A 22029-nucleotide genomic window follows, 5' to 3' on the forward strand; every position below is an offset into this window, starting at 1 on the left:
CCGGCAAGCAAAAACTATTTTCTTCATAAGGACGGTGTTTTGTATGAAAACATTCCGGCTTTGTTCCATGACTATTTTATTTGAAAATCCTCCGGAGGAAGGCGAAACCGTTAAGGGCCGGCACATCCCGCTAGTCGATGGATTGATTATAAATAAAGAAGAGGCTGACAAAAACTGGCTGCTTGAGGCCGTAACAGATGTGAGTCTGCAATCGTTTTTCGAAGGCTATCGTTTAGATAAGACACGATTTATGGCGGAAGTAACCATTACCAAAAAAACAAATGATCCTGCCACTGTGTACTGTATGATCCGTGATGTGTTTAAACTGAATGACAGCATTGTAGTTCATATAGAAGGTAAAATTGTTGCAAAGAAAGAAGATCTTTCTGATATGCTGCTTCGCACACTTCTGGACGAAGGATACGCTGGTGAAGAGCTGTACAATGAATTTAGAAAACGTAAGAAGGATCGCGGGCGCTCCATACAAGGTGTGCTCACCAATGCTTACGAGCAGGCGAGGCTGGAGGATGAAAAAACCGGAGAAGACCGGTTGTGAAAATCATCGATGCCCACATTCATCTTTCGTACATTGATCGTTTTCTGAAAACAGCGAAGACGATCTCACACGTTCACTATTCGATCGAAGGGCTGGAATCAGAAATGCAGGAGGCTGGTATCTCTGCAGCCATCGGTATGGGGCTGGAAGAGCTGGAAGGCGGCGATGGGTTTCCCGATCCAGATGCCGCAACCCCGATGCGATTAAATATGCTGAGCCGTCCTTTGCCGAACGTCTATTCCTGTGCCGGAGTGAACCCGCACCGCATGACACCGTCTGAAATAAAGCGACTCGAAAAAGAACTCCTGAATCCTCAAACAGTCGGCATTAAACTTTATTTAGGGTATTATTACGTGGATCCGATGGATAGCAGGTATCGCATGATTTATGAACTTGCTGAAAAGTACCGGGTACCTGTCGTTTTTCACACAGGAGATACGTATTCTGAAAAAGGACTGTTGAAATATGCACATCCGATTGCTATAGATGAAGTCGCCGTCAGGCATCCAAACGTTACATTTATTTTAGCTCACTTTGGAGACCCGTGGATGCTGGATGGGGCACAAGTAGTTTATAAAAATCGAAACGTTTATGCAGATTTATCCGGTCTTATCGTTGGGGATGAAAAAGAGCTCACGAGAATTGTACAAACCCCGCATTTTTTCGACCACTTTAAGCATGCACTTGCATTTGCTGACAGCTACGACAAGCTGCTGTTTGGCTCAGACTGGCCTCTTGTACCTATGAAACCATACATTTCATTTATTAAATCTATGATCCCGAAGGAACATCATGAAAAAGTGTTTTATGCTAATGCAAAAAAAGTCTTTACGAAAATGAAGTCTGTATAAAACCGCTTGTCTTTCCTGCACCCTCCCAGTAAAATAAGACGTTGAAGGGAGAGATGCTGGATGAAACGTACAGTGGGATTATTAAGTTTAAGTATTTTTTTAACTGCGTGCGGAGGCGCGGATAACAATAATACAGAGAATAATGAGATCAATGAATCGAACAGCAATGAGGAGACCGCTTCAGAAGCTGAGGAAGCGGAAGAAGAGGAAGAGGAAAACCTTGAAGAAGCATCCATTGAAATGCCACAAATGGATGGTGATCTGGCAGACCATCCTCGTGCTGTTCTGGAAACATCATTGGGAGATATAGAAATAGTCTTTTTCCCGGAGCAGGCGCCTTTGGCAGTTGAGAACTTTTTCACCCTTGCCGAGGATGATTATTATGACGGGATCATTTTTCATCGGGTAATTGAAGACTTTATGATTCAGGGAGGAGATCCTACCGGTACTGGTACAGGTGGGGAAAGTGCCTTTGGAGAGCCATTTGAAGACGAATTTGATGAATCGCTTGCCCATTTTCAAGGGGCAGTATCCATGGCTAACAGCGGACCTAACACGAATGGCAGCCAGTTCTTCATTGTTCATGCTGACCAAGATCAACTTTCAGAGGAAATGTTTGAAGGCAGCGGTTTTTCTGAAGAACGAGTTCAATACTATCTTGAAGCAGGCGGCACACCCCATTTAGATGGAGGTCACACCGTGTTTGGTCATGTAGTATCCGGGATGGATACAGTAGATGAGATCGCATCTGTAGAGACAGAAGGGGCAGATATGCCGCAAGAAGATGTCATTATCGAAAATGTGGAAATACTTGAACCTTTTGAAGGCTAATCTTAAAACCCGGACTGTCTAAGCGGCAGTCCGGGTTTATCCGTATGTACAGTTTTATTTTGCGTTGTCTCTGAGCATATAAAATATAAACAGAACAATAGCTCCTACACCGACGATCGTAAAAATAATTTCCGTAAATCCTGTTCCGCCCTCCCCGTTTTCTTCTGCGAATACGGTTACAGCAGGAAGAAGCATGAGAATGAATAATGTAAGGCTAAATGGAAAAAGTTTACTGAGCATGAATGCCTACCTCCAATTTTTTCTCGAGTCTGTACTATTATAAAATGAAATGGGTTCCAAATCAAACGTCATTTTCCAAACTGCAGCTGAAGTACTGCGTATAAAGTTTAAAATGTGAGATGATTCTTCCGATATAAACTCTGAGACAACTAGATGTTCAGTATATCGAAGGAGGATGTTATGACACAATCTAATATACTTTTAGAAAGCGGAACGAATGAGCTGGAAATAATTGTATTTAAGGCGGCAGGAGCTCTGTATGGTATAAATGTTATGAAAGTCAGGGAGATACTTCAGCCGGAACAAGTTACGCCGCTTCCGCACAGCCATCCGGATTGTGAAGGTATTGCGGATATACGAGGAGAAATTATCCCCGTCATCAATCTTGAACAGGTGCTTGGAAACCACCAACATGATAAATCAGAAAGTAAATTTATTATTGCAGAGTTAAATAATCGAAAGGCCGCATTCCGAGTAACGACTGTATCCCGCATTCACCGGGTATCGTGGGAACAGATTGAAAGTCCGGATAAACTTGAATCCGGTGATAAACAAATGACTGCGGGAATTATTCAACTGAACGAAAAACTGATTCTTATGCTCGATTATGAGCGTATCGTTCATGACATTCTCCCTTCAACAGGCTTTATCGGAGCACCAGACAATTTAGCAGCAGAGGCGAGCGCAGACGCTTCGATTTTAATAGCGGAGGATTCTCCGATGCTGCAGCGGCTTTTGAAAGATACGTTATCAAGCGCAGGATTCAGCCGCCTTACAATCGCTTCTTCAGGCAAAAAAGCATGGGACCTCCTGGAGGAAGACAGCAGCCGATTCCAGCTGCTGATCACAGATATAGAAATGCCGGAAATGGATGGACACTATTTGACAAAAAAGGTGAAGGAGCATGGGGAACTGCCGGTTATTATTTTTTCTTCCCTGATTTCAACAGATTTGTTTCATAAAGGTGAAGCAGTCGGAGCAGATGCACAGATCAGTAAACCGGAAATAAATCAGTTGATCGGAGCTGTAAATGATCTGCTGGTTATAGAGAAGGTGTGATCCTCTTCGCTCATATAAAACCAATACCATTTTTGATGTCCGCAGAAGCCTTATAAATAGGCTTCTGCTTTTTTTTAATGGAGCTGACACAGATTGACGTTCAGAAAACAACTGTTTTGTAACAGTTCAATAAGGGAGAACGGCTTAAATAAGCCGTCAGGGTTGGAATCGTAAAAACATACACTTATTTTTAAAAAATGTTATATAAAAGGGGTTGATTTTTAAATTCTGTTATAATACAATACAAATAACATAAATTATTGGAGGGATTACCTTATGATGATGTCCAGCGTTGAGTTTTTCAGAAACCTGCCCCCGAAGCAATGTACAAAGTGTGGAAACCAGCTGGATGAGATGCACGAGTCTTACGTTCAGCAGTGCGATGAGTGTGACCAGGAGATGACGTTTGCTCGAGCACGATAAGGCTTTATCATTTATACCCGTGAAAAGCTTCCGGCATGCCGGGAGCTTTTTTTGTTTACAGCAGAACTAACTCTGGTACAATTTACAAAATACCAATGTTTTATCGAATGAACGGATACATTCACGTTGTAACTGGAAAATTATTAAGTGGAAATGCTGACAGCAATTTATTTACATAAAACGATGCAGGAGTTGACTAATGCCTTACACGAACAGTCTAATTGACGCAGCCTGGCATACAGCTGATACGTATTTTAAGCACGATGCAAGCGGACATGATATTGAACATACGAAACGTGTGCATCATGCAGCAATGAAAATATGCTTGGAAGAAGACGGCTTACCTCAGAAGACAGAATTGATTGCGATCCTGCACGATGTTGGTGATCACAAATTAGACGTTGATTCCGGCATGGAAGCTTTCTCCAAGTTAACGGCGCAATTCCCTACTATCACCGATTTATTAAACGAGGTCCAGTCGGAATGTGCACGAATTTCATTCTCGAAAGGCGGTAAACCTCAAACAATTGAAGGACGAATTGTACAGGATGCGGACCGCCTGGACAGCATCGGTGCGATTGGGATAGCCAGGTGCTTCATGTTTGCCGGAGATCGAGGCCACCGGTTAACTGGAGATGGACAAAGTGCGGTTCAGCACTTTTACGACAAATTACTGAAAATAAAAGACACGCTTCATACAAGAACCGCCATAAAAGAGGCTGAGCGTCGGCATGATTTCCTTGTTCGGTTTTTAGACGAACTTTATCAGGATATGCAACTTTAACTTTCCTTAATAAAGATGCGGACGTTAGTTCCGCTGCAAACCAGGGTAAGGAAAATGAGAAAACGTATTTATAAAGGGAGGAAAAACAAGTGGTATTAAAAGAGACTAAAATTCTAACCGTGATAGAAGATGACTTTGAAGATTCCGAATTAATTTATCCGCATTACAGGTTGCAGGAGGAAGGTGTAATCTGCCACATCGCAGGTAAAGAAGCAGAAAAGACGTATATCGGAAAAAACGGGGTTCCGGTTCAGTCTGACTTTTCTTTTGAGCAGATTCAAATCGAAGAGTATGATGGAATACTGGTTCCAGGAGGATGGGCGCCTGATAAATTACGACGTTATGAGGATGTACTGGATATGGTTACGTTTATGAATAACCATAACCGTCTCATCGGTCAAATTTGCCATGCAGGCTGGGTACTCATTTCAGCAGATATTCTTCGTGGTAAAAAAGTAACGAGTACACCGGGAATTAAGCATGACATGATGAACGCAGGTGCTGAATGGGTAAATGAAGAAATTGTAGTTGACGGTCACTTGGTTTCCAGCAGGCGCCCCCCGGATTTACCGGCATACGGAAAAGCACTCGTCGACAAGCTGAAAGAACTGAAGGGGTCTACCTGAGCGTGTACGACGGCAGCAGTATTGCACAGAAAAATCTTAGTTTGAAAGAGGAATGTCCGCATCGTCATCATCCGGCGCTTTTAGCTTATTTAGACTATTATCAGCTGCCGGCTGATGATATGTATTACCGATGCGGGTATACCCCGGGAAAGCATCCGGTTTTCATGCAGGTGTTTGGAGTGCACTCCAACCCTGCAATTTTCGTCGTACACGGATTTTTGGATCACACTGGCGGGTTGTCAAGAGTTATTAACTGGCTTGTAGCGACTGGCTACTGTGTAATTGCGATAGATCTGCCTGGACACGGTCAGTCAGCAGGCCATCGCGGAACAATAAAGACGTTTGATGATTATATTGAAGCGGTTCAGCTTGCAACTGTTTGTTCTGGAGATATAGGCATATATCCAGCAGCAGGCATTGGACACAGTACCGGTGCTTCTATCCTGATGCAGGCAGCTCAATCGCAAAAAAATCAGCTGGGCCGCCTCGTACTGGCTGCACCGCTGTATTTCCCGTTTAATTACAAAGCGGCCAGGCGGGCACTGAAGGTCCTGCCTGAATGGAACGGCCGTCAGAAAAGGCGATTTAAAAAAAATTCAGGTGATCGGGTTTACAATCAATTTATTAAACGAGATCCGCTTCAAGGCAGGTGGATTTATAACAGCTGGCTGCAGGCTCTTGCTGCCTGGCATGGTGACATGGATAACATGCCGGTTTATCAGGATGACGTCCTGATTTTACAGGGTATGAGAGATACCACAGTTGATTGGAGAACAAATATGCGTTTTTTTAAGCAGAAAATACAAAAACCGGATATTGTCCTGCTCCAAAACGGCCGTCACCAGCTGCTAAATGAGTCTGCCTCCCTTGATACTCACATCCGGAAACTAATACATGACTTTTTAAAATAACCTTCGTACACGTCCAGTAGAATCGGGTGCTGTTGTATGATAGACTTATAAAACATCAGTTGCATCATGCGGCTGCATGACTATTATCCAACAAGGAGGGAGACCCCCTCATGAATAATAAAACACAAGCATTTACAGAGGCTCTGCTGGACGGTGATCATGGGGCTGCATTTTCGATCGTCCGTGATGTTCGAAGAGAAAACGGCCGCCTCGCCTTGTTTCAAGATCTTATTACACCTAGCATGTATACAATCGGCTACAAATGGGAGCAAGGGGATATCACGGTGGCGGAGGAACACCTTGCCACTGGGGTGTGTGATTTTGTATTAACCCAGCTGGAATATGAGCTTGTCAGTCAGTCGAAGCAGATAGACGCGGATCCAAAGGCCTTGTTTTTCTCAATGGAGAACGAGAAGCACTACCTTGGATTAAAAATGGTGTCTATTCTGTTCCGGGAACGCGGATGGAATGTTAAATTTCTGCAGTCCGACCTGCCCGTGGAGCTGGCTTTAGAAGAAGCGTCGAGATGGAACCCGTCGGTGATTGGTCTTTCGTTTTCCTTGAGTTACCGGGCTGAGGAGCTCAGCAGGTACCTAGAAGGTTTTCATAAGCAGTCCAACGGGGCAGATATTCTTGTAGGCGGGAGACTCGTTTCGAAATTCGACTTTTCAGCAATTGCAGCAAAAACGACGTTTTTAAAAGATTTACATGAGCTTACGGCGTGGTTTAAGACTACTGAGAGAACTGGACGGGATGAAGCGAATGAACAATCTAATACCACTTCCGTTATTTAAGTTGAATAAGCAGTTAGCCGTACTTGAGATGCAGGATCCGTCCCGCTTTTTTTCGAAAAAACCGGCTTATTTTGATGCATTGGCTGATGAAGGCAGCCTTAAAAAGTGCCGCTATTTATTTGAAGCATCGATTGAACGGTCGGAGCTGAACTTAGTGACAGATACAGGCATTCGTTTATTTGAACTTTTTATTTCAAAAATAGAGGAAGGCTGGAGCGTGCTTCTGGTGCCTGCTTCGAACAACTATCTGCAGGTCGCTGACAAACTTGAAAAGCTTCAGAGCAGACTGACAGAAACAAATTTTGAACTTTTCGAAAAGAGTGAGAGCCTGTCGAAAGCAGTTAAACGGTCTAACAAATTGTCCGGTCCTTTTATTGAGCTTACTGAAAATCTTGGTATAGTGCCGCTCTTTGGTGACTTATCATCAGAAAAGCTGGAGGCTATACAGGCAAATGTATTAAGCCGCACTTATCTCGCGCAGCCGGAGCGTCTGTTAATTGATTTTACAGGGGTAGGCATCATTGATCGCTCTTCAGTAGGAAAACTTCGTGACTTTTTGTTGATTTTGGAACAGCTCGGTATTTCGACAGTAGTCATTGGACTGCATCCTGCTCATGCAAGAACAATCCTTCCTTACAGGAGGGAGCTGAATTTCGAAGTCGAGCGTTCAGCTAAAGAAGCGGTGCGTCAATGGCTTCAAGTTGAAGATGGAAAGGAGCTCTCTCAGGATGAAGCAGAATCAAAGTCCATGAATCGTCTCTGATGGAGTTGAGGTCAACTTCAAAGCGGAAAAAGGGTGGAGCACCCTTCCAGGGAATACCGGCTGTATCTTGCTTACGTTCGACGATGGTCCAGGCAGGCAGACAGAAGAGATCGTTTCCATTTTGAATCATTATCATGTGAAGGCACTTTTTTTCTGGCAGGGGCATCTTCTGCATCATAAGCGTCCATTTGATAAGGTACTCCAATCCGGCCACGTAATTGGAACACACGCCCATCATCATATTGATCTGACCAAACAGCACCCTGACCGCGTGCGCTACCAATTACGTACTGGAAAGCGGGAGCTTGAGAACCTGACAGGACAATCTGTCACTTATTTTAGGCCGCCATATGGAAAATTGAACCGAACTGTTCGTGACGCTGCTGAGGAATTAAAGTTGGAAACGATCCTTTGGAACACGTCCTCTTATGATTGGGATCCGCAGATGAACGCTGAGTTGATCATAGAAAGAGCATCAGCAGCAAAACCAAATTCCATCATCCTGCTTCACGAAAAGAAAGTAACCGTTCAAGCGCTGCCGGGTATAATTGAAGCGCTGCGCGCGAACGGCCAGCAGCTGCTCAACAGATCAGACCAGCTTCCTTTTTTCTGACAGACCCGTTCCTTCATGGATCGGGTCTGTTTTGTTCGAAAGGCTGCTGTTGCAGTCCAAACGTATATTCGGTTACACTGAAGAAAATCGAGTGTTGACGTCCGTTCTTTTATTACGGAGGAAAGGAACCGTTAAGATGATGTTTCGTAAAAATCTCCAGGATCTGCTCGCTGAGCTGAAGCTGGATCCTCAAGTAGAGTATTGGCATACGATGGAAGAAACAGAAGCGAAGTACAGCTCGTTTCCAGATCAGCTGCCACAGCACCTGATAGATGGGCTGCACCGTCGCGGAGTTACGTCTCTTTACAGTCACCAGCGAACGGCATATGATACTGCTGCCAACAAAGAAAATGTCGTAGCCGTTACGCCGACTGCTTCGGGAAAAACACTCTGCTATAATTTACCGGTCCTACAGCGTTTCCATGTGAATCCGTCGGCGAGAGCGCTATATATATTCCCGACAAAAGCGCTTGCTCAAGATCAGATGACTGAATTAAACGAACTCGCAGATGAATTGGAAAATGGATTAAACTGCTATACGTATGACGGTGATACACCGACCGGACTTCGGCAAAAGGTGCGAAAAGCAGGGCATGTCGTCATCACAAATCCGGATATGCTTCACGCTGCGGTGCTGCCTCATCATACAAAGTGGATCTCACTATTTGAGAATCTTGAAACAATCGTCATTGATGAACTGCATACGTACCGGGGAGTATTCGGTTCACACGTCGCGAACGTGATAAGAAGATTGAAACGAATTTGTGCTTATTACGGGAGCAATCCGACATTCATCTGTACATCTGCAACAATAGCTAATCCTGTAGAGCTTGCGCAAGAATTAACAGGTTCGCCTTTCCGTCTCGTAGATGACAACGGCGCCCCGCGCGGGAGAAAGCATATTATTTTTTATAATCCGCCGATCATACATGAACAGTTTCATATACGGAAGAGTGCTACGAAAGTCGTTAATGATCTGGCGTCAGAATTTTTGAAGAATCAGGTGCAGACAATCGTCTTCGCAAGAAGCAGAGTTCGTGTTGAAATTATTTTGAGCCGCCTCCAGCATTTAATTAAGGACGATCTGTTAAAACAGTCGATCAGAGGATATCGCGGCGGCTATCTTCCAAGTCAGCGAAGGGAAATTGAAAAAGGTCTAAGGAGCGGCGAAACGATTGGGGTTGTTTCAACAAATGCGCTCGAACTAGGTGTGGATATCGGGCAGCTGCAAGTGTGTATTATGACTGGCTATCCGGGATCGATTGCTTCTTCCTGGCAGCAGGCAGGCCGGGCGGGCCGGCGACAGGGAGAGTCGGTTGTGATCATGGTGGCTGGCGCATCCCCGCTCGATCAATATGTGTTCCAAAATCCGGACTACTTTTTTGATCATACGCCCGAGACGGCGCGAATCAATAAGAATAACCTCATCATTCTTTCTGATCATATAAAATGTGCTGCCTATGAGCTGCCGTTTAAAGAAGGGGAAGGGTTTGATGATGTTACGCCTGAAGATACCGCTGAATTACTGGACTATTTGACGGAAATGCGCGTCCTCCATCATCGTCATGTTACGTGGCATTGGATGAGTGATGCATTTCCGGCTCATGAGATCAGCCTCCGTTCCGCTGCTCAGGAAAACGTTGTGATCATTGACCGTACGAAAAAAGGCACACCGCAAGTAATTGGCGAGATGGATACGTTTAGTGCCATGACGCTTTTGCACGATGAAGCGGTATACCTCCATGAGGGGGTACAGCATCAGGTAGAACTTCTCGATTGGGATGAGAAAAAAGCATACGTCCGGGAAGTAGAAGTCGATTATTTCACTGACGCCAACTTAGCCGTAAAGCTTACCGTCCTCGACATAGATGAGAACCGGGATACCGGAATATGTTCCATGCAGTATGGAGATGTTATGGTAACTGCGATGGCAACAATTTTCAAAAAAATAAAGCTTGATACGTATGAGAATATTGGGTCGGGTCCGATCCATCTGCCGGAGCTGGAGCTTCATACAAACGGATTTATGCTGGAGTTTGAACCGGAATTTTTCGATGATTTAAACGACGAAGAAATCGAGCAGCTGCTGATAGGATTTTGTCATGCCCTATCTCACGTTGCAGCCGTTCATGTTATGTGTGATAAACGCGATATACATGCCGTTCCGGAAGTAAAAGCTGTTCATTCAGGAAGACCGGTCGTTTATCTGTATGATAGCTATCCTGGCGGCATCGGTCTTGCTCAGAAGATTTTCCAGCAGGCAGAGCACGTTTTGTCGAAAACGGCTGATTATGTGGATCACTGTCCGTGCAGTCATGGTTGCCCTGCTTGTACGGGAACACAGGGAATGGAAGACTGGAATGTCAAAAAGCGCCTGGCAGACGTAATGTGGAAGCTGATGGAGGGACTGGAATGAAGCTAAAACATAAGCTGAAGCGTATGAAGAGCGGAATAGAAGACAGAGCCGACCAACATCGGCCGGTGAGACCGGATCAGGAAACGGATTTCTCATCCATCGGATTTTATCCGTTCTATCTGGACGGGGAGGTGTCGTATCGGCGAAAGCGGGAGTATCCGGTATCAGAATCTCTCGTTACTCGCATGAAGACAGTGCACCGCAGATGGCAGGAGCTGCATCACCATGCTCATCCGCTTCGTTTTCACGATCAGCCGGAAAGCCTGCTGTTTTTCGATACTGAAACCACTGGACTGGCCTCTGGCGCGGGCACAAAAATTTTCTTAATCGGATATGCCCGTCTTGTCGATCACACGCTGGAAGTCACGCAGCATTTATTGACTGGGCCTGAGCATGAACAGGCCTTTTTAGCAGGTTTTTTAGACGATTTTTCTGCTTCAGATACCATTGTCTCTTATAATGGAAAGTCATTTGACTGGCCGCAAGTAAAATCAAGGCATGCTTTTTTGCGAGACAGGCTACCATTACTCCCTGAAGCCGGTCATATTGATCTGCTGCACGCTGCAAGAAGATTTTGGAAAGATCGCCTGCCATCCTGCAGATTATCAATCATCGAAGAACATATTTTACAGCAAAAGCGAACAAACGATACGCCGGGAAGTCTCGCTCCACTGCTTTATTTTGATTATTTGGAAAAGGGAGATCCCACGCAGCTCGCAGGAGTTGTCGACCACCACGATCATGATGTGCGGGTTCTGGCGGAGCTGTATGTGCTTCTCGCAGAAAAAGTGCTCTTTCCAAAAAGAGCTGCCGATGCGAAAGAACTTTCTGTAAGCGCTCGCTGGTGGGATCATTTGAAGCATCCGGAGCAAGCAGCTCCATTCTGGCACAAAGTTCCGGCTATTCATCTGCCTGCTGAAGAACTGCTTCCAAAGGTGAAGCATTTGCAGCGAATGAAGCAGTATGAGGAGGCTTCAGCACTTATTCGAAGCTTTCCAAGTCCTTCAGCCGTGCACTATGAAGAGCTGGCGAAGATCGAAGAAAGACGATTGAAAAATACGAAAGCTGCATACGAAGCGGTGCAAAAAGGCCTGCAGCTGAACCCGGAGCCTGTTATTACTGCCAAACTGTTGAAGCGGCGTCAAAGGATCGAACGCAGCGGTGCATCGTATTAGAAGGGAGCGCGTATGAATCAATCTTTAAATGAACAAACGATGATGATGAGACGATCATTTCCATTCGATTTGCTGTCAGACGAGCAGTTTCAGCGGATAGCAGACAGAACGGTCAGAAGCTCCTTTGAGGTAAATGAATTTCTTTTTCGCGAAGACGAGGAAGAAATTGAAATTCATTTTTTGTTAAGCGGACTCGCGAAAAATATACTGCACCGGGAAGACGGGAAAGATATCTCGGTTCGGTTTTATTATCCAGGTGACTTAATTGGGGTCATGATTCTGCTCGCAGGCGGAAGCATGAATTTCTCCGTAAAGGCATTGGAAACGTGTGACACGATTAAAATCAGGCGTGAAGTTTTGCTGGAATTGATGGGAGAAAACGAAACATTTAGTGAAGTCATATTGTCTAACATTGGGGACAGGATGAAATCACTTTACGATGAAATAAAGAAAGAACGAAGCGCAGGAGACCGGGAAAATATTGGACTTTTCCGCACAAGGGTGAATGCCATCATGGAGCGGCCGCTGACATGCAGACGGGAGCTGGCGCTTGATGAAGCCGCCACACTGCTTGCCTCGCATCATGCGGCAGGGCTGATTGTGACAAACCGCAGCGGCGAAATTGAAGGCGTGTTAACGCAGCAGAGGGTGATTCGTGGGCTGCTCCACGGGGCACGCGAGGAAGAAGTTTCACGCTGGATGGACGACCAGCCGGTTACCATTCAAGAGGATGCTTTTTCTTATGAAGTATTAACTTTCTTTAAGGATGATTATGTCGATATCGTTCCGGTAATGCGGGGAGAGACGCCGGCAGGTATGCTTACGGCAGAATCATTTTTGCAGCTGCAGGATTCACACTATCTGCATTTATCCTATACGCTTCAGCATGCGAAAACCATCCGTGATGCGGCCTCTGTCTCACCCAACCATCACCGCTCGTTTATCGAATTTACAGAAGCGCTGCTTGAGGAGCGGACGCATCCGACAGAAGTGGCTGAATTTATTTCCAGCTACAACGACCAAATACATCGGAGAATGATTCAGCTCTGTCTGCAGCAAATGAAAAAAGAAGGGTACGGAAGCCCGCCGGTTGAATTCTGTTTTATCGTTATGGGAAGCCAGGGACGAAAAGAACAAGCATTCAGCAGTGATCAGGATAACGGTCTTATCCTGGATAATTACAAACATTTAGATAATTGGCGGGAAGTAGAGGATTACTTTCATCGGTTTGCCGGCAAAGTAAATCAGGCGCTCGTTGAAGCTGGATTTCCTGAATGCCCTGGCGGCATCATGGCCAGAGAACGGCGTTGGTGCAGGGAAATAGATGAGTGGAAGCGCGAAGTTTACCGCTGGGCAAAGGAGAGCGATGCGGAAGAAGTTCGTGATTTTACCATTTTTATCGATTACCGACCGGTGTACGGAGATTTTACGCTTGCAGAATCGCTGCGTGATGAAATTACCGAGCGAATACAAAAGGCAGGCCTGCTTCACGCTTACTTAATGAAGGATACGATCCGCTTTCGAGTTCCTGTAAATACGTTCGGAAGGCTGACGCTTAAAGGCAAACAAAAGACAATCGATTTAAAAAAATCGGCGCTGATGCAGATCGTGAATGGTGTGCGAATCTTTGCAATCCGGTACGGGATTAAAGAGGCGGGAACTTCCGCAAGACTCGATCAGCTGGAAAAACTGGAAGTCTTTCATCCGCGCGACGTAAAGAATGCTCGCTTGGCAATGGATGTGCTGTTGTACCACCGTCTTCGCAGAAATATTTTCCAACTCAAGCATGACAGACCACTGTCTAATGAATTGTCTCCGATGGAGCTGGAAAAAGAAGATCGGCGCCAGTTGAAGGAAGCGCTCATTGTAGCGAAACGGATGCAGCAGATGAGTGAATTAAGTTTTCAGCGCAGCAGGGGGATTTAGCCATGACATGGTTTCACGCCCTGCGCTCGACCGCAGCTTCCGTCAAGCCGTTTTTAAAACACCGGAACGATTGGGCGCGTGCAAATCCTGAGACAATGCAGGAAGCAAAAAACAGCGTGATCCGCTTTAATCAGGTGCTGCCGGATTTCACGACCACCCCTTCCAGCGCTGATATTGTCGTGTTTGACGTGGAAACTACAGGGTTTTATCCATTTCTTGGAGATGACATCATTTCCATTGGAGCTGTGCCGATCCGCCAGCCAAATCATCAGTTTTATGAACTTGTGCAGACTGCCCGAACAATTCCAAAGTCGATCACGGGGCTAACGGGTATCGATAACGAGCAGATAAAGACAAACGGAATGGTATTCCCGGAAATGCTTATTAAGTTCCTTCGATTCTCGCAGGGAAGTTTTTTATCTGCACATCCAGCAAGCTTTGATGTCCGGTTTTTGCAGGTGCTTTGCAGACGTTGGAGGCTCCCGGTTTTAAGGCCTTATGTACTTGACTCTTTTCATGCAGCCCGGCTGCTTTATCCTGATGCAGATGCCAGTCTCGACGGCCTCATTCAGCACTTTCATATGCCTGTAATCAGGCGTCACCATGCACTTAATGATGCGGTGATTACCGCAGAGGTTCTTGAAAAGCTGCTTGATCAGGCAGAAGTGAAAGGGTGTAATTCCATTGGGACACTCGTGCATGAATCCATGATAAAGAAAAAGAGGCGGCGCAGGTAAGTACAGTATTGCTTTTCTGCTTATTATTGGCTAACATATATAGTGGTTAACAAGCAGCAGGGAGAGAAGAGTATGCCGAAAGTATTAGTAGCGATGTTTTTTGCGGTGATTTGTGGCACAGTCGTATTTTTTCAGTAATGCATGAGCTGTTTCGTAGAATTCTGATTCTTCGGAGCAGCTTTTCATTTACTCGCTGTACCAGCTGGAAATGGAGGTAAAGATGGCAGTATCTATGGCAATCAGCGGCTATAAGCCTCACGAAATCGGCGTTTTCAATGAACGTCACGAGCAGCTGCCATTCTTAAAAAAGGCGCTGCGCAGAAAGATAGAAGCTGCAGTAGATGAATACGGCGTGGAATGGGTCGTGATAAGCGGTCAGGCAGGAGTTGAACTCTGGGCAGGCGAAGCCGTCATCGACATGAAGAGAGACGGATTTCATATTCAGCTTGCTGTGCTAGCTCCGTTTCAGCAGCAGGAGGAGCGCTATCAGGAAGCGGTAAAAGAGCTGTATCAGACTGTCTGGCAAGAAAGTGATTATCAGGCCTGGATTACAGAGCGACCTTATGAGTCTCCGGCACAATTAAAACAAAAGAACCAGTTTATTGTAGCGAAGACAGACTTAATGCTGCTTTTATACGACAAAGAAAAGCCCGGCACGCCTTCGTTCTATCTTGAAGCAGCAGAGGCAAGACAGGAGCAGGATGGATATCCGGTTATTTATATCACCCCTGACGACATTGAAGATGCTGTTCGGGACGAGCTGGATGACTGGAATTGACAGAAAGCAGGATGTCTGAAAAAATGAGAGTATTACGGTAATGAGGTGACCTATATGGAGCGAAAAAACAAGCTGACTAAAAACGATATTTATGAAAAAGAATTTAAAACCAGCATGAGAGGCTATAATCAGGACGAAGTGGATCAGTTTCTCGATGAAATCATCAAGGACTATGAAGCGTTTGAGACACATATTCAACAGCTGGAGAAAGACCTGGAGGAAGCGAAATATGCCCAGCCGGCTCGAACTGAATCCCGTGTTCAGTCCAAGCCGCAGCCTGCTGCTGGAAATACAAACTACGATATTTTACGCCGGCTTTCCAATCTTGAAAAACACGTTTTTGGGAGCAAGCTGAACGAATAATGATGGCGGAAGTTTATATCGATGCAGCAACAGCCGGGAATCCTGGACCATCAGGAGCCGGAATTTATATTAAAGCCGGAAAAGAGCACTACCGTTATGCTGTGCCGTTGCCGGTGATGAGCAATCATGAAGCGGAGTTTCATGCGTGTCTGGAAGCAATCAAACGTTGCACGGAGCTTGATGTATCCATTCTTTCGATTCGCTCGGACTCTAAAATCCTGGTCGATTCGCTCGAAAAAAACTATGCAAAGAATCCATCATTTAACTCGCTTTTAAAAGCAATTGATGCCAGCTCCAAACAATTTGACCATGTTTTCGTTAAATGGATTCCTTCAAGTAAAAACGGGGAGGCAGATGCACTGGCCCGAAAAGCGCTTAGAGCGTGATGCAGTATCTATACAGGGGCATTAATTTGTGATATGATTAGTTTCGTTGTTTTCAACGTCCATCTGTGTTCAGGTGATCGCTGTTTCTTAACAGGAACAGAGGAAAGTCCATGCTCGCACAGCCTGAGACGGCTGTAGTGTCCGCGCCTGGCGAAACCATAAGCCAGGGCAGCCTGTTTAAGGCTGACGGCAGAAGGAATGCCTACGTCTGTTTCAGATACGGCAGAAACTTCTTGAAAGTGCCACAGTGACGAAGCTCTTTTGGAAACGAAAGAGGTGGAACGAGGTAAACCCCGCGAGTGAGAAACCCAAAATTTGGTAGGGGCACTTCTGTGAAGGAATCAAACGGATCAGAAGGCGCTGCTTCTGGCAGTGCAGACAGATGATTACCACACCGGTACGAGGGTGACTCCCGTTTGCAGTACGGTGTACAGAACATGGCTTACAGAACACAGATGGTGTCTTTACGGAATGTCAGCCTCCACGTGCATACAGCGTGGAGGCTTTTTTCAAATGATAACTACAGATCGGGAGAGGAAAAGCATGACTACTTACACACTGCTTGCAACGACAACGATGGGATTGGAATCCCTCGCTGCTAAAGAATTAAAGAAGCTTGGTTTTACAGATTTATCGATTGAAAACGGGAGGGTGCGCTTTGAAACAGACGCCCTTGGGATTGCCAGAGCAAATCTTTGGCTGAGAACTGCTGACAGAATCAAGCTCTTAGTAGGCGAATTTGAAGCACGATCCTTTGAAGAACTTTTTGAAAAGACTAAAGCACTGCCGTGGCAGAATTTTATCAGCAAGGATTCTGAATTTCCAGTACTTGGACGTAGTGTCAAATCGGATTTATTCAGCATTTCAGACTGTCAGGCAATCGCGAAAAAAGCCATTGTCGAAAAGCTGAAGCAGGTGTATCCAATTGAGTGGTTTGAGGAAACTGGCCCAATGACCCGCGTGGAGGTTGCGCTCCATAAAAATACGGCTCAGCTAACGCTTGATACGAGCGGAGAAGGGTTGAACCGCCGGGGCTACCGGACCCGTCATAACCAGGCACCGCTTAAAGAGACGCTTGCTGCGGCCTTAATTCAACTTGCAAACTGGTATCCGGACATTCCGTTCCATGATCCCTTTACCGGCTCCGGGACTCTTCCAATTGAGGCAGCCATGATCGCTCAAAATATTGCCCCGGGAGTGAACCGAAGCTTTGCATTCTCTGAATGGGAATGGTATGACGGCGCGCTATATGAGCGGGCGCTCGAAGAAGCAGAAGATTTGGCTGACTACGACGCGAAATTTGAGATTATCGGTTCTGATATCGATCATAAAATGGTCGAACTGGCTCGATACAATGCGACAGAAGCCGGCTTCTTTGACCAAATTTATATCAAACAGATGAGCTTCCGCGACTTTTCACCGAAGAGTGAGAAAGGTGTGCTGATTGGCAACCCTCCGTACGGCGAACGAATGCAGGATCTGCCATACGTTGAGAACCTGTACCGTGAATTGGGTGCTATTATGAGCAAATACCCTCACTGGAGTGCGTATATTCTCGCAACACATGAAAAATTTGAAGAGCTTTATGGAAAAAAAGCGACGAAACGCCGCAAGCTTTACAACGGCAGCTTGAAAACACAATATTACCAATATTGGGGAGAGAGACTGCCTAAATAAGGAGGAATCCGTTTACAACCTTACGGGCTGCCCTTTATAATTGGCGCAGAAGGAGGCTGAGGCCGATGCTGACAGATAAGCGGAACAGACCACTCCGGGATTTGAGAATTTCTGTTACCGATCAATGCAATCTCAGGTGCCGGTATTGTATGCCTAAAGAAATATTTGATGATCATTTTCCATTTCTCGGCCAAGACCAACTCCTGACGTTCGATGAAATTGTGAAAATTGTACATGCATGCCGGACGACTGCTGATTTAAAAAAACTTCGCATCACTGGCGGGGAGCCGCTTTTACGAAAAAATTTGACTCAATTAATTGAGCGGCTGCGGACGGAAACATCAATAGATGATATCGCGATGACGACGAACGGTATTTTGCTCCCCAAAAAAGCACATGCATTAAAAGAGGCCGGTCTATCCCGGGTGTCTGTCAGCCTGGACTCGCTTGATGACAGTCGTTTTCAGGCGATTACAGGCCGTACCCTTAAAGTTGCACACGTGCTTAATGGAATCAATGCCGCCCGGGAAGCGGGTCTGCCAGTTAAACTAAACATGGTAGTAAAAAAAGGAATGAACGAAGAAGACATTCTTCCAATGGTTGAACGATTTAAAGGCACTGGAATAATTGTCCGCTTTATCGAATATATGGACGTTGGAAATGCAAACGGCTGGAAGCTGGATCACGTGCTGTCGAAAGCAGAAATCGTGGATAAAATTCACAATGTTTATCCGCTTGAAGAGGCACCGGCTAACAGCACAGGCGAAACAGCCTCCCGCTTCCGATTTAGAGACGGAAGCGGTGAGATAGGTGTTATTTCGTCGGTATCAGATGCCTTTTGTGCCTCCTGCAACAGAGCAAGACTTACCGCTGATGGACAGTTCATTACCTGTCTATTTGCCTCAAAAGGGCATGATTTGAAAGAACTTCTGAGAAACGGAAGCGAATCAATAGAAGATGCTGTTGCGAAAATTTGGACCGGAAGGCAAGACCAGTATTCTGAAGACCGGCTGGAGCACACAGCATCTCGTAAAAAAGTAGAAATGCACCGAGTCGGCGGATAAGCTGCCTGGAGCGACGAAAAAAACCTTCCAAGAGGAAGGTTTTTTTGTTAGGTTGCTTCATGCCCAGGATAATCCATGCCGCCGCGTCCACTGCGGCGAAAAACTATCTCTCCTATATCGTGATCAAACGATACGTCAACGCCTCTGAAATACCACATATCCTCATCGGTCACAAAAAAATGAATGCCACTCTGGTCGACTTGGATGCCGGGAAGGCTTGGTCTGCCTTTTTCAACTCCCGCAGAGAAACCTCCTGAACCAACGCCGCCGACTCTTGCAAACAGTCTGACGGTTTCACCATCTGCAAGCTGCATCTCTTTTTTGTAGAATTGGGCTGCTTCTTTAGAAACTGTAAAAGTACTCATAGCTTATCACCTGCCTGTATTGTCTCACCCGTTCAGCCAGGAATCAAGCTGTAAGCTGTTTAGTTCAGGTCAAAAAAAGGAATAGAATGACATCCTGTGCCAGTTATACATAGCCGCAGGACCTCCAGGCACAAATAAAGCAGAACAGGGGCTGAACGAATGATCGAATTTAATCAAGTTTCAAAGTCGTTTCCGGATGGGACACAAGCAGTTTCCGGGAGCAGCTTTACTGTGGAAAAAGGGGAATTTTTCGTTTTAATCGGTCCAAGCGGATGCGGAAAAACAACCACGATGAAAATGATCAACCGGCTGATTGATGCCACAGACGGAACGATATCCATTAACGGCAGTGATATTCGCTCAAAAAATATTCATAAGCTTCGCTGGGAAATCGGATACGTGCTTCAGCAGATTGCACTTTTTCCCCATATGACAATTGCCGAAAACATTGCGATCGTCCCTGAGCTGAAAAGCTGGTCAAAAGACACGATATCCAGCCGGATCGATGACCTGCTGCATATGGTTGGACTTGATCCTGAGACGTATCGTGACCGAATGCCTGCTGAGCTGTCAGGCGGTCAACAGCAGCGGATCGGAGTCGTACGCGCACTGGCTGGCGATCCGGATATTCTCCTCATGGACGAACCGTTCAGTGCGCTTGATCCTATCTCGCGCAGCCAGCTTCAGCAGGATATTGCCAAGCTTCAGCAGGAAATTCAAAAAACGATTGTGTTTGTTACTCATGATATGGAGGAAGCCCTGCAGCTCGGTGACCGGATTGCGGTGATGAGAGAAGGTAAAATCGTTCAGATTGCTTCGCCCGGGGAACTGATCGCCAATCCCGCTGATGAGTTTGTCTCATCCTTCATCGGCAAAAAGACGTCTCCTTGGGATATGGCGCTTGAAGCGATCACCGCTAAACCAGGGGGAGCAGGTCCATCCATCTCAAACCAGAAAACAGTTCGGGAAGCATTTCAGCTGATGCGTTCGAAGCAGGCATCTTCTCTAACGCTCGATCAATTGGATCAGCATGTGACCCTGGAACAGCTGACAAGCTTTGTGCAGCAGTTTACAGACCACGGGAGAGGGGATGACGGAATATGACAGCTATCGAAGCGTTTTTTCAGCTGCTTCAAGACCGCTCCGACCTGCTGACTACCGCCCTATGGCAGCACATTGAAATGTCACTTATCTCTTTGCTTATTGCCGTCTTTATCGCGGTACCGCTCGGGATTTTTCTCGCCATGTACAAAAAAGGGGCAGAGCCTGTTATTGGCACGACGGCGGTTATTCAGACCATACCCAGTCTTGCACTGCTCGGGTTTCTTATTCCGTTTGTCGGAATTGGGACAACGCCGGCGATTATTGCTCTTTCTGCTTATGCCCTGATGCCGATTTTGCGGAACACGTATACGGGCGTAAAAGGGGTAGACCCGGCGCTTGCGGAAGCTGCGAGGGGAATGGGAATGACCTATCAGCAGCAATTGATGAAGGTGCAGCTGCCACTTGCCATGCCTACCATTATGGCAGGGATCCGTACGGGCATGGTGTTGATCGTCGGAACGGCAACACTCGCAGCATTAGTCGGGGCCGGCGGGCTCGGGGATTTAATTATGACAGGGTTGAACAGAAGCAATAATTATTATATTTTGATGGGCGCCATTCCTGCTGCTCTGCTTGCTCTTTTATTTGATGCCGTACTAAGAGTAACGGAGAAGCGTGCAAGCGGGTCATCCATCCGCCCGATATTCGCTGTGGTAGCAGCAGCTATTCTCGTCGTAGCCGTTCCAAACGTCTATCAGGCATTTGATGGGCGCGGAACGCAAGCAGAGCAAATCACGCTAGCTGGAAAATTAGGAGCAGAACCGGAAATCATTATAAACATGTACAAGCTGCTAATCGAGGAAGAAACCGACTATGAAGTGGTGCTTGAAGAAGGATTAGGACAGACGGACATCGTGTTTCAGGCACTTTTAAATGAGGATATTGATGGATACTTTGAATTTACAGGTACTGCCATTACAAATCTGCTGAACGAAGAACCGGTTTCCAACGATGAGGAGGAAGCTTTTGTTCAAGCGAGAGACGGCATGTTCAATGAATACGGGCTCGTCTTCCTGGAGCCAATGGCCTATCAGAACACGTATGCGTTAGCTGTAACAGAGGAACTTCAGGCGGAAACGGGAGTCGAAACGATTTCGGATCTGACCGAATTTGAGGATGAGCTGACAGCAGCATTTACGTTTGAATTTTTTGATCGGGCAACAGACGGCTATCCCGGTATCCAGGAGGCTTATGGTCTGGATATAGCCGACGTTCAGACGATGGATCCAGGTCTTCGATCTGAGGCTCTTGTAGCCGGAGATGTCGATGTTATTGATGCGTATTCAACTGACAGCTACATGATTCGGTACAATCTAGTAGCTTTAGAAGACGATGAGAATGTTTTCCCTCCTTTTAACGGAGCGCCGCTGTTACGAGAGGATGTGCTTCTCGACTACCCGGAGCTGGAACCGATATTAAACCAGCTTGGAGGAATGATTACGGAAGAAGAAATGATGGAGATGAATTACGAGGTTGACGAAAACGATGCGGATGCTCGCGTAGTCGCAGAAAATTATTTGATCGAGGCAGGGTTACTGCCGGCTGATGGTGAATAAGTATTAAAGAGAGTAACGAATTTGCCGGTGT

Annotated in this window: 24 protein-coding genes and 1 other RNA gene; 23 read left to right on the top strand and 2 right to left on the bottom strand. The window is 46.0% G+C overall.

Going from position 1 to position 22029, the window contains the following annotated elements; translation table 11 throughout:
• Positions 1 to 43 precede the first annotated feature (43 nt).
• From ACFO4L_RS03835 to ACFO4L_RS03845, 3 genes are read left to right on the top strand one after another with little or no spacing between them, the layout of a single operon-like run.
• Complete coding sequence (locus tag ACFO4L_RS03835) at positions 44 to 556, top strand: YwpF-like family protein (protein WP_377908330.1); 513 nt, start codon at positions 44 to 46, stop codon at positions 554 to 556.
• Positions 553 to 1407 (top strand): amidohydrolase family protein, encoded by an 855-nt coding sequence (locus ACFO4L_RS03840; protein ID WP_377908331.1) that lies wholly within the window; start codon positions 553 to 555, stop codon positions 1405 to 1407. The genes ACFO4L_RS03835 and ACFO4L_RS03840 overlap by 4 nt, the downstream gene beginning before the upstream one ends.
• Positions 1408 to 1467: 60 nt before the next feature.
• A complete protein-coding gene (locus ACFO4L_RS03845; RefSeq protein ID WP_377908332.1) occupies positions 1468 to 2238 on the top strand; it encodes a peptidylprolyl isomerase in 771 nt (256 codons plus the stop codon).
• A 54-nt stretch (positions 2239 to 2292) separates the two neighbouring features.
• On the opposite strand, the gene ACFO4L_RS03850 is transcribed toward ACFO4L_RS03845, so the two are convergent.
• Positions 2293 to 2478 (bottom strand): hypothetical protein, encoded by a 186-nt coding sequence (locus ACFO4L_RS03850; protein ID WP_377908333.1) that lies wholly within the window; start codon positions 2476 to 2478, stop codon positions 2293 to 2295.
• A 180-nt stretch (positions 2479 to 2658) separates the two neighbouring features.
• Here ACFO4L_RS03850 and ACFO4L_RS03855 point away from each other — a divergent pair, with 180 nt between their 5' ends.
• The 18 genes from ACFO4L_RS03855 to moaA all read left to right on the top strand — a co-directional run bounded on the left by ACFO4L_RS03855 (position 2659) and on the right by moaA (position 18973).
• Positions 2659 to 3537, top strand: coding sequence for a chemotaxis protein (locus ACFO4L_RS03855; RefSeq protein WP_377908334.1), 879 nt, complete (start codon positions 2659 to 2661; stop codon positions 3535 to 3537).
• Between the two features lie 282 nt (positions 3538 to 3819).
• A complete protein-coding gene (gene yhfH, locus ACFO4L_RS03860; RefSeq protein ID WP_377908564.1) occupies positions 3820 to 3960 on the top strand; it encodes a protein YhfH in 141 nt (46 codons plus the stop codon).
• 199 nt (positions 3961 to 4159) lie between these two features.
• The gene (locus tag ACFO4L_RS03865; RefSeq protein WP_377908335.1) at positions 4160 to 4744 is read left to right on the top strand and encodes an HD domain-containing protein; all 585 of its coding nucleotides are present in this window, start codon (positions 4160 to 4162) and stop codon (positions 4742 to 4744) included.
• Between the two features lie 89 nt (positions 4745 to 4833).
• Entirely contained in the window at positions 4834 to 5370 is a 537-nt protein-coding gene (locus ACFO4L_RS03870; RefSeq protein ID WP_377908336.1) for a type 1 glutamine amidotransferase domain-containing protein, read from the top strand.
• Positions 5371 to 5372: 2 nt separating this feature from the next.
• Positions 5373 to 6281, top strand: coding sequence for an alpha/beta hydrolase (locus tag ACFO4L_RS03875; RefSeq protein WP_377908337.1), 909 nt, complete (start codon positions 5373 to 5375; stop codon positions 6279 to 6281).
• A gap of 110 nt (positions 6282 to 6391) precedes the next feature.
• A complete protein-coding gene (locus ACFO4L_RS03880) occupies positions 6392 to 7075 on the top strand; it encodes a cobalamin B12-binding domain-containing protein (protein WP_377908338.1) in 684 nt (227 codons plus the stop codon).
• A complete protein-coding gene (locus ACFO4L_RS03885; protein ID WP_377908339.1) occupies positions 7044 to 7838 on the top strand; it encodes an STAS domain-containing protein in 795 nt (264 codons plus the stop codon). The genes ACFO4L_RS03880 and ACFO4L_RS03885 overlap by 32 nt, the downstream gene beginning before the upstream one ends.
• Before the next feature lie 64 nt (positions 7839 to 7902).
• On the top strand, positions 7903 to 8451 hold the full coding sequence (locus tag ACFO4L_RS03890) for a polysaccharide deacetylase family protein (RefSeq protein ID WP_377908565.1): 549 nt from the start codon (positions 7903 to 7905) through the stop codon (positions 8449 to 8451).
• Positions 8452 to 8590: 139 nt separating this feature from the next.
• On the top strand, positions 8591 to 10867 hold the full coding sequence (locus ACFO4L_RS03895; protein WP_377908566.1) for a DEAD/DEAH box helicase: 2277 nt from the start codon (positions 8591 to 8593) through the stop codon (positions 10865 to 10867).
• A complete protein-coding gene (locus ACFO4L_RS03900) occupies positions 10864 to 12042 on the top strand; it encodes a ribonuclease H-like domain-containing protein (RefSeq protein WP_377908340.1) in 1179 nt (392 codons plus the stop codon). Before ACFO4L_RS03895 ends, ACFO4L_RS03900 begins: the two co-directional genes overlap by 4 nt.
• 12 nt (positions 12043 to 12054) lie before the next feature.
• Entirely contained in the window at positions 12055 to 13968 is a 1914-nt protein-coding gene (locus ACFO4L_RS03905; protein WP_377908342.1) for a DUF294 nucleotidyltransferase-like domain-containing protein, read from the top strand.
• Positions 13969 to 13970: 2 nt separating this feature from the next.
• Positions 13971 to 14705: a 3'-5' exonuclease gene (locus ACFO4L_RS03910; RefSeq protein WP_377908343.1), complete on the top strand. Its 735-nt coding sequence runs from the start codon at positions 13971 to 13973 to the stop codon at positions 14703 to 14705.
• Between the two features lie 220 nt (positions 14706 to 14925).
• Positions 14926 to 15483: an SLOG family protein gene (locus ACFO4L_RS03915; RefSeq protein ID WP_377908345.1), complete on the top strand. Its 558-nt coding sequence runs from the start codon at positions 14926 to 14928 to the stop codon at positions 15481 to 15483.
• A gap of 54 nt (positions 15484 to 15537) precedes the next feature.
• Complete coding sequence (gene gpsB, locus ACFO4L_RS03920; protein ID WP_377908347.1) at positions 15538 to 15846, top strand: cell division regulator GpsB; 309 nt, start codon at positions 15538 to 15540, stop codon at positions 15844 to 15846.
• Positions 15847 to 15848: 2 nt separating this feature from the next.
• Entirely contained in the window at positions 15849 to 16232 is a 384-nt protein-coding gene (locus ACFO4L_RS03925) for a reverse transcriptase-like protein (protein ID WP_377908348.1), read from the top strand.
• A 65-nt stretch (positions 16233 to 16297) separates the two neighbouring features.
• Positions 16298 to 16682: RNase P RNA component class B (gene rnpB, locus ACFO4L_RS03930), an RNA gene on the top strand.
• Between the two features lie 93 nt (positions 16683 to 16775).
• Entirely contained in the window at positions 16776 to 17909 is a 1134-nt protein-coding gene (locus tag ACFO4L_RS03935) for a THUMP domain-containing class I SAM-dependent RNA methyltransferase (RefSeq protein WP_377908349.1), read from the top strand.
• 65 nt (positions 17910 to 17974) lie between these two features.
• On the top strand, positions 17975 to 18973 hold the full coding sequence (gene moaA, locus ACFO4L_RS03940; RefSeq protein WP_377908350.1) for a GTP 3',8-cyclase MoaA: 999 nt from the start codon (positions 17975 to 17977) through the stop codon (positions 18971 to 18973).
• A gap of 47 nt (positions 18974 to 19020) precedes the next feature.
• Here the strand turns inward: moaA and ACFO4L_RS03945 are convergent, their stop codons facing one another.
• Positions 19021 to 19338 carry a hypothetical protein gene (locus ACFO4L_RS03945; protein WP_377908351.1) on the bottom strand — a complete coding sequence of 106 codons (318 nt, stop codon included), beginning with the start codon at positions 19336 to 19338 and terminating at the stop codon, positions 19021 to 19023.
• Between the two features lie 159 nt (positions 19339 to 19497).
• Here ACFO4L_RS03945 and ACFO4L_RS03950 point away from each other — a divergent pair, with 159 nt between their 5' ends.
• Positions 19498 to 20442, top strand: a complete 945-nt coding sequence (locus ACFO4L_RS03950) for an ABC transporter ATP-binding protein (RefSeq protein ID WP_377908353.1) — start codon at positions 19498 to 19500, stop codon at positions 20440 to 20442.
• Positions 20439 to 21998, top strand: coding sequence for an ABC transporter permease/substrate-binding protein (locus ACFO4L_RS03955; protein ID WP_377908355.1), 1560 nt, complete (start codon positions 20439 to 20441; stop codon positions 21996 to 21998). The genes ACFO4L_RS03950 and ACFO4L_RS03955 overlap by 4 nt, the downstream gene beginning before the upstream one ends.
• Positions 21999 to 22029: the final 31 nt, after the last annotated feature.

It is taken from the genome of Bacillus daqingensis, from assembly GCF_042654445.1.
Classification (GTDB): Bacteria; Bacillota; Bacilli; order Bacillales; family Salisediminibacteriaceae; genus Alkalicoccus; species Alkalicoccus luteus.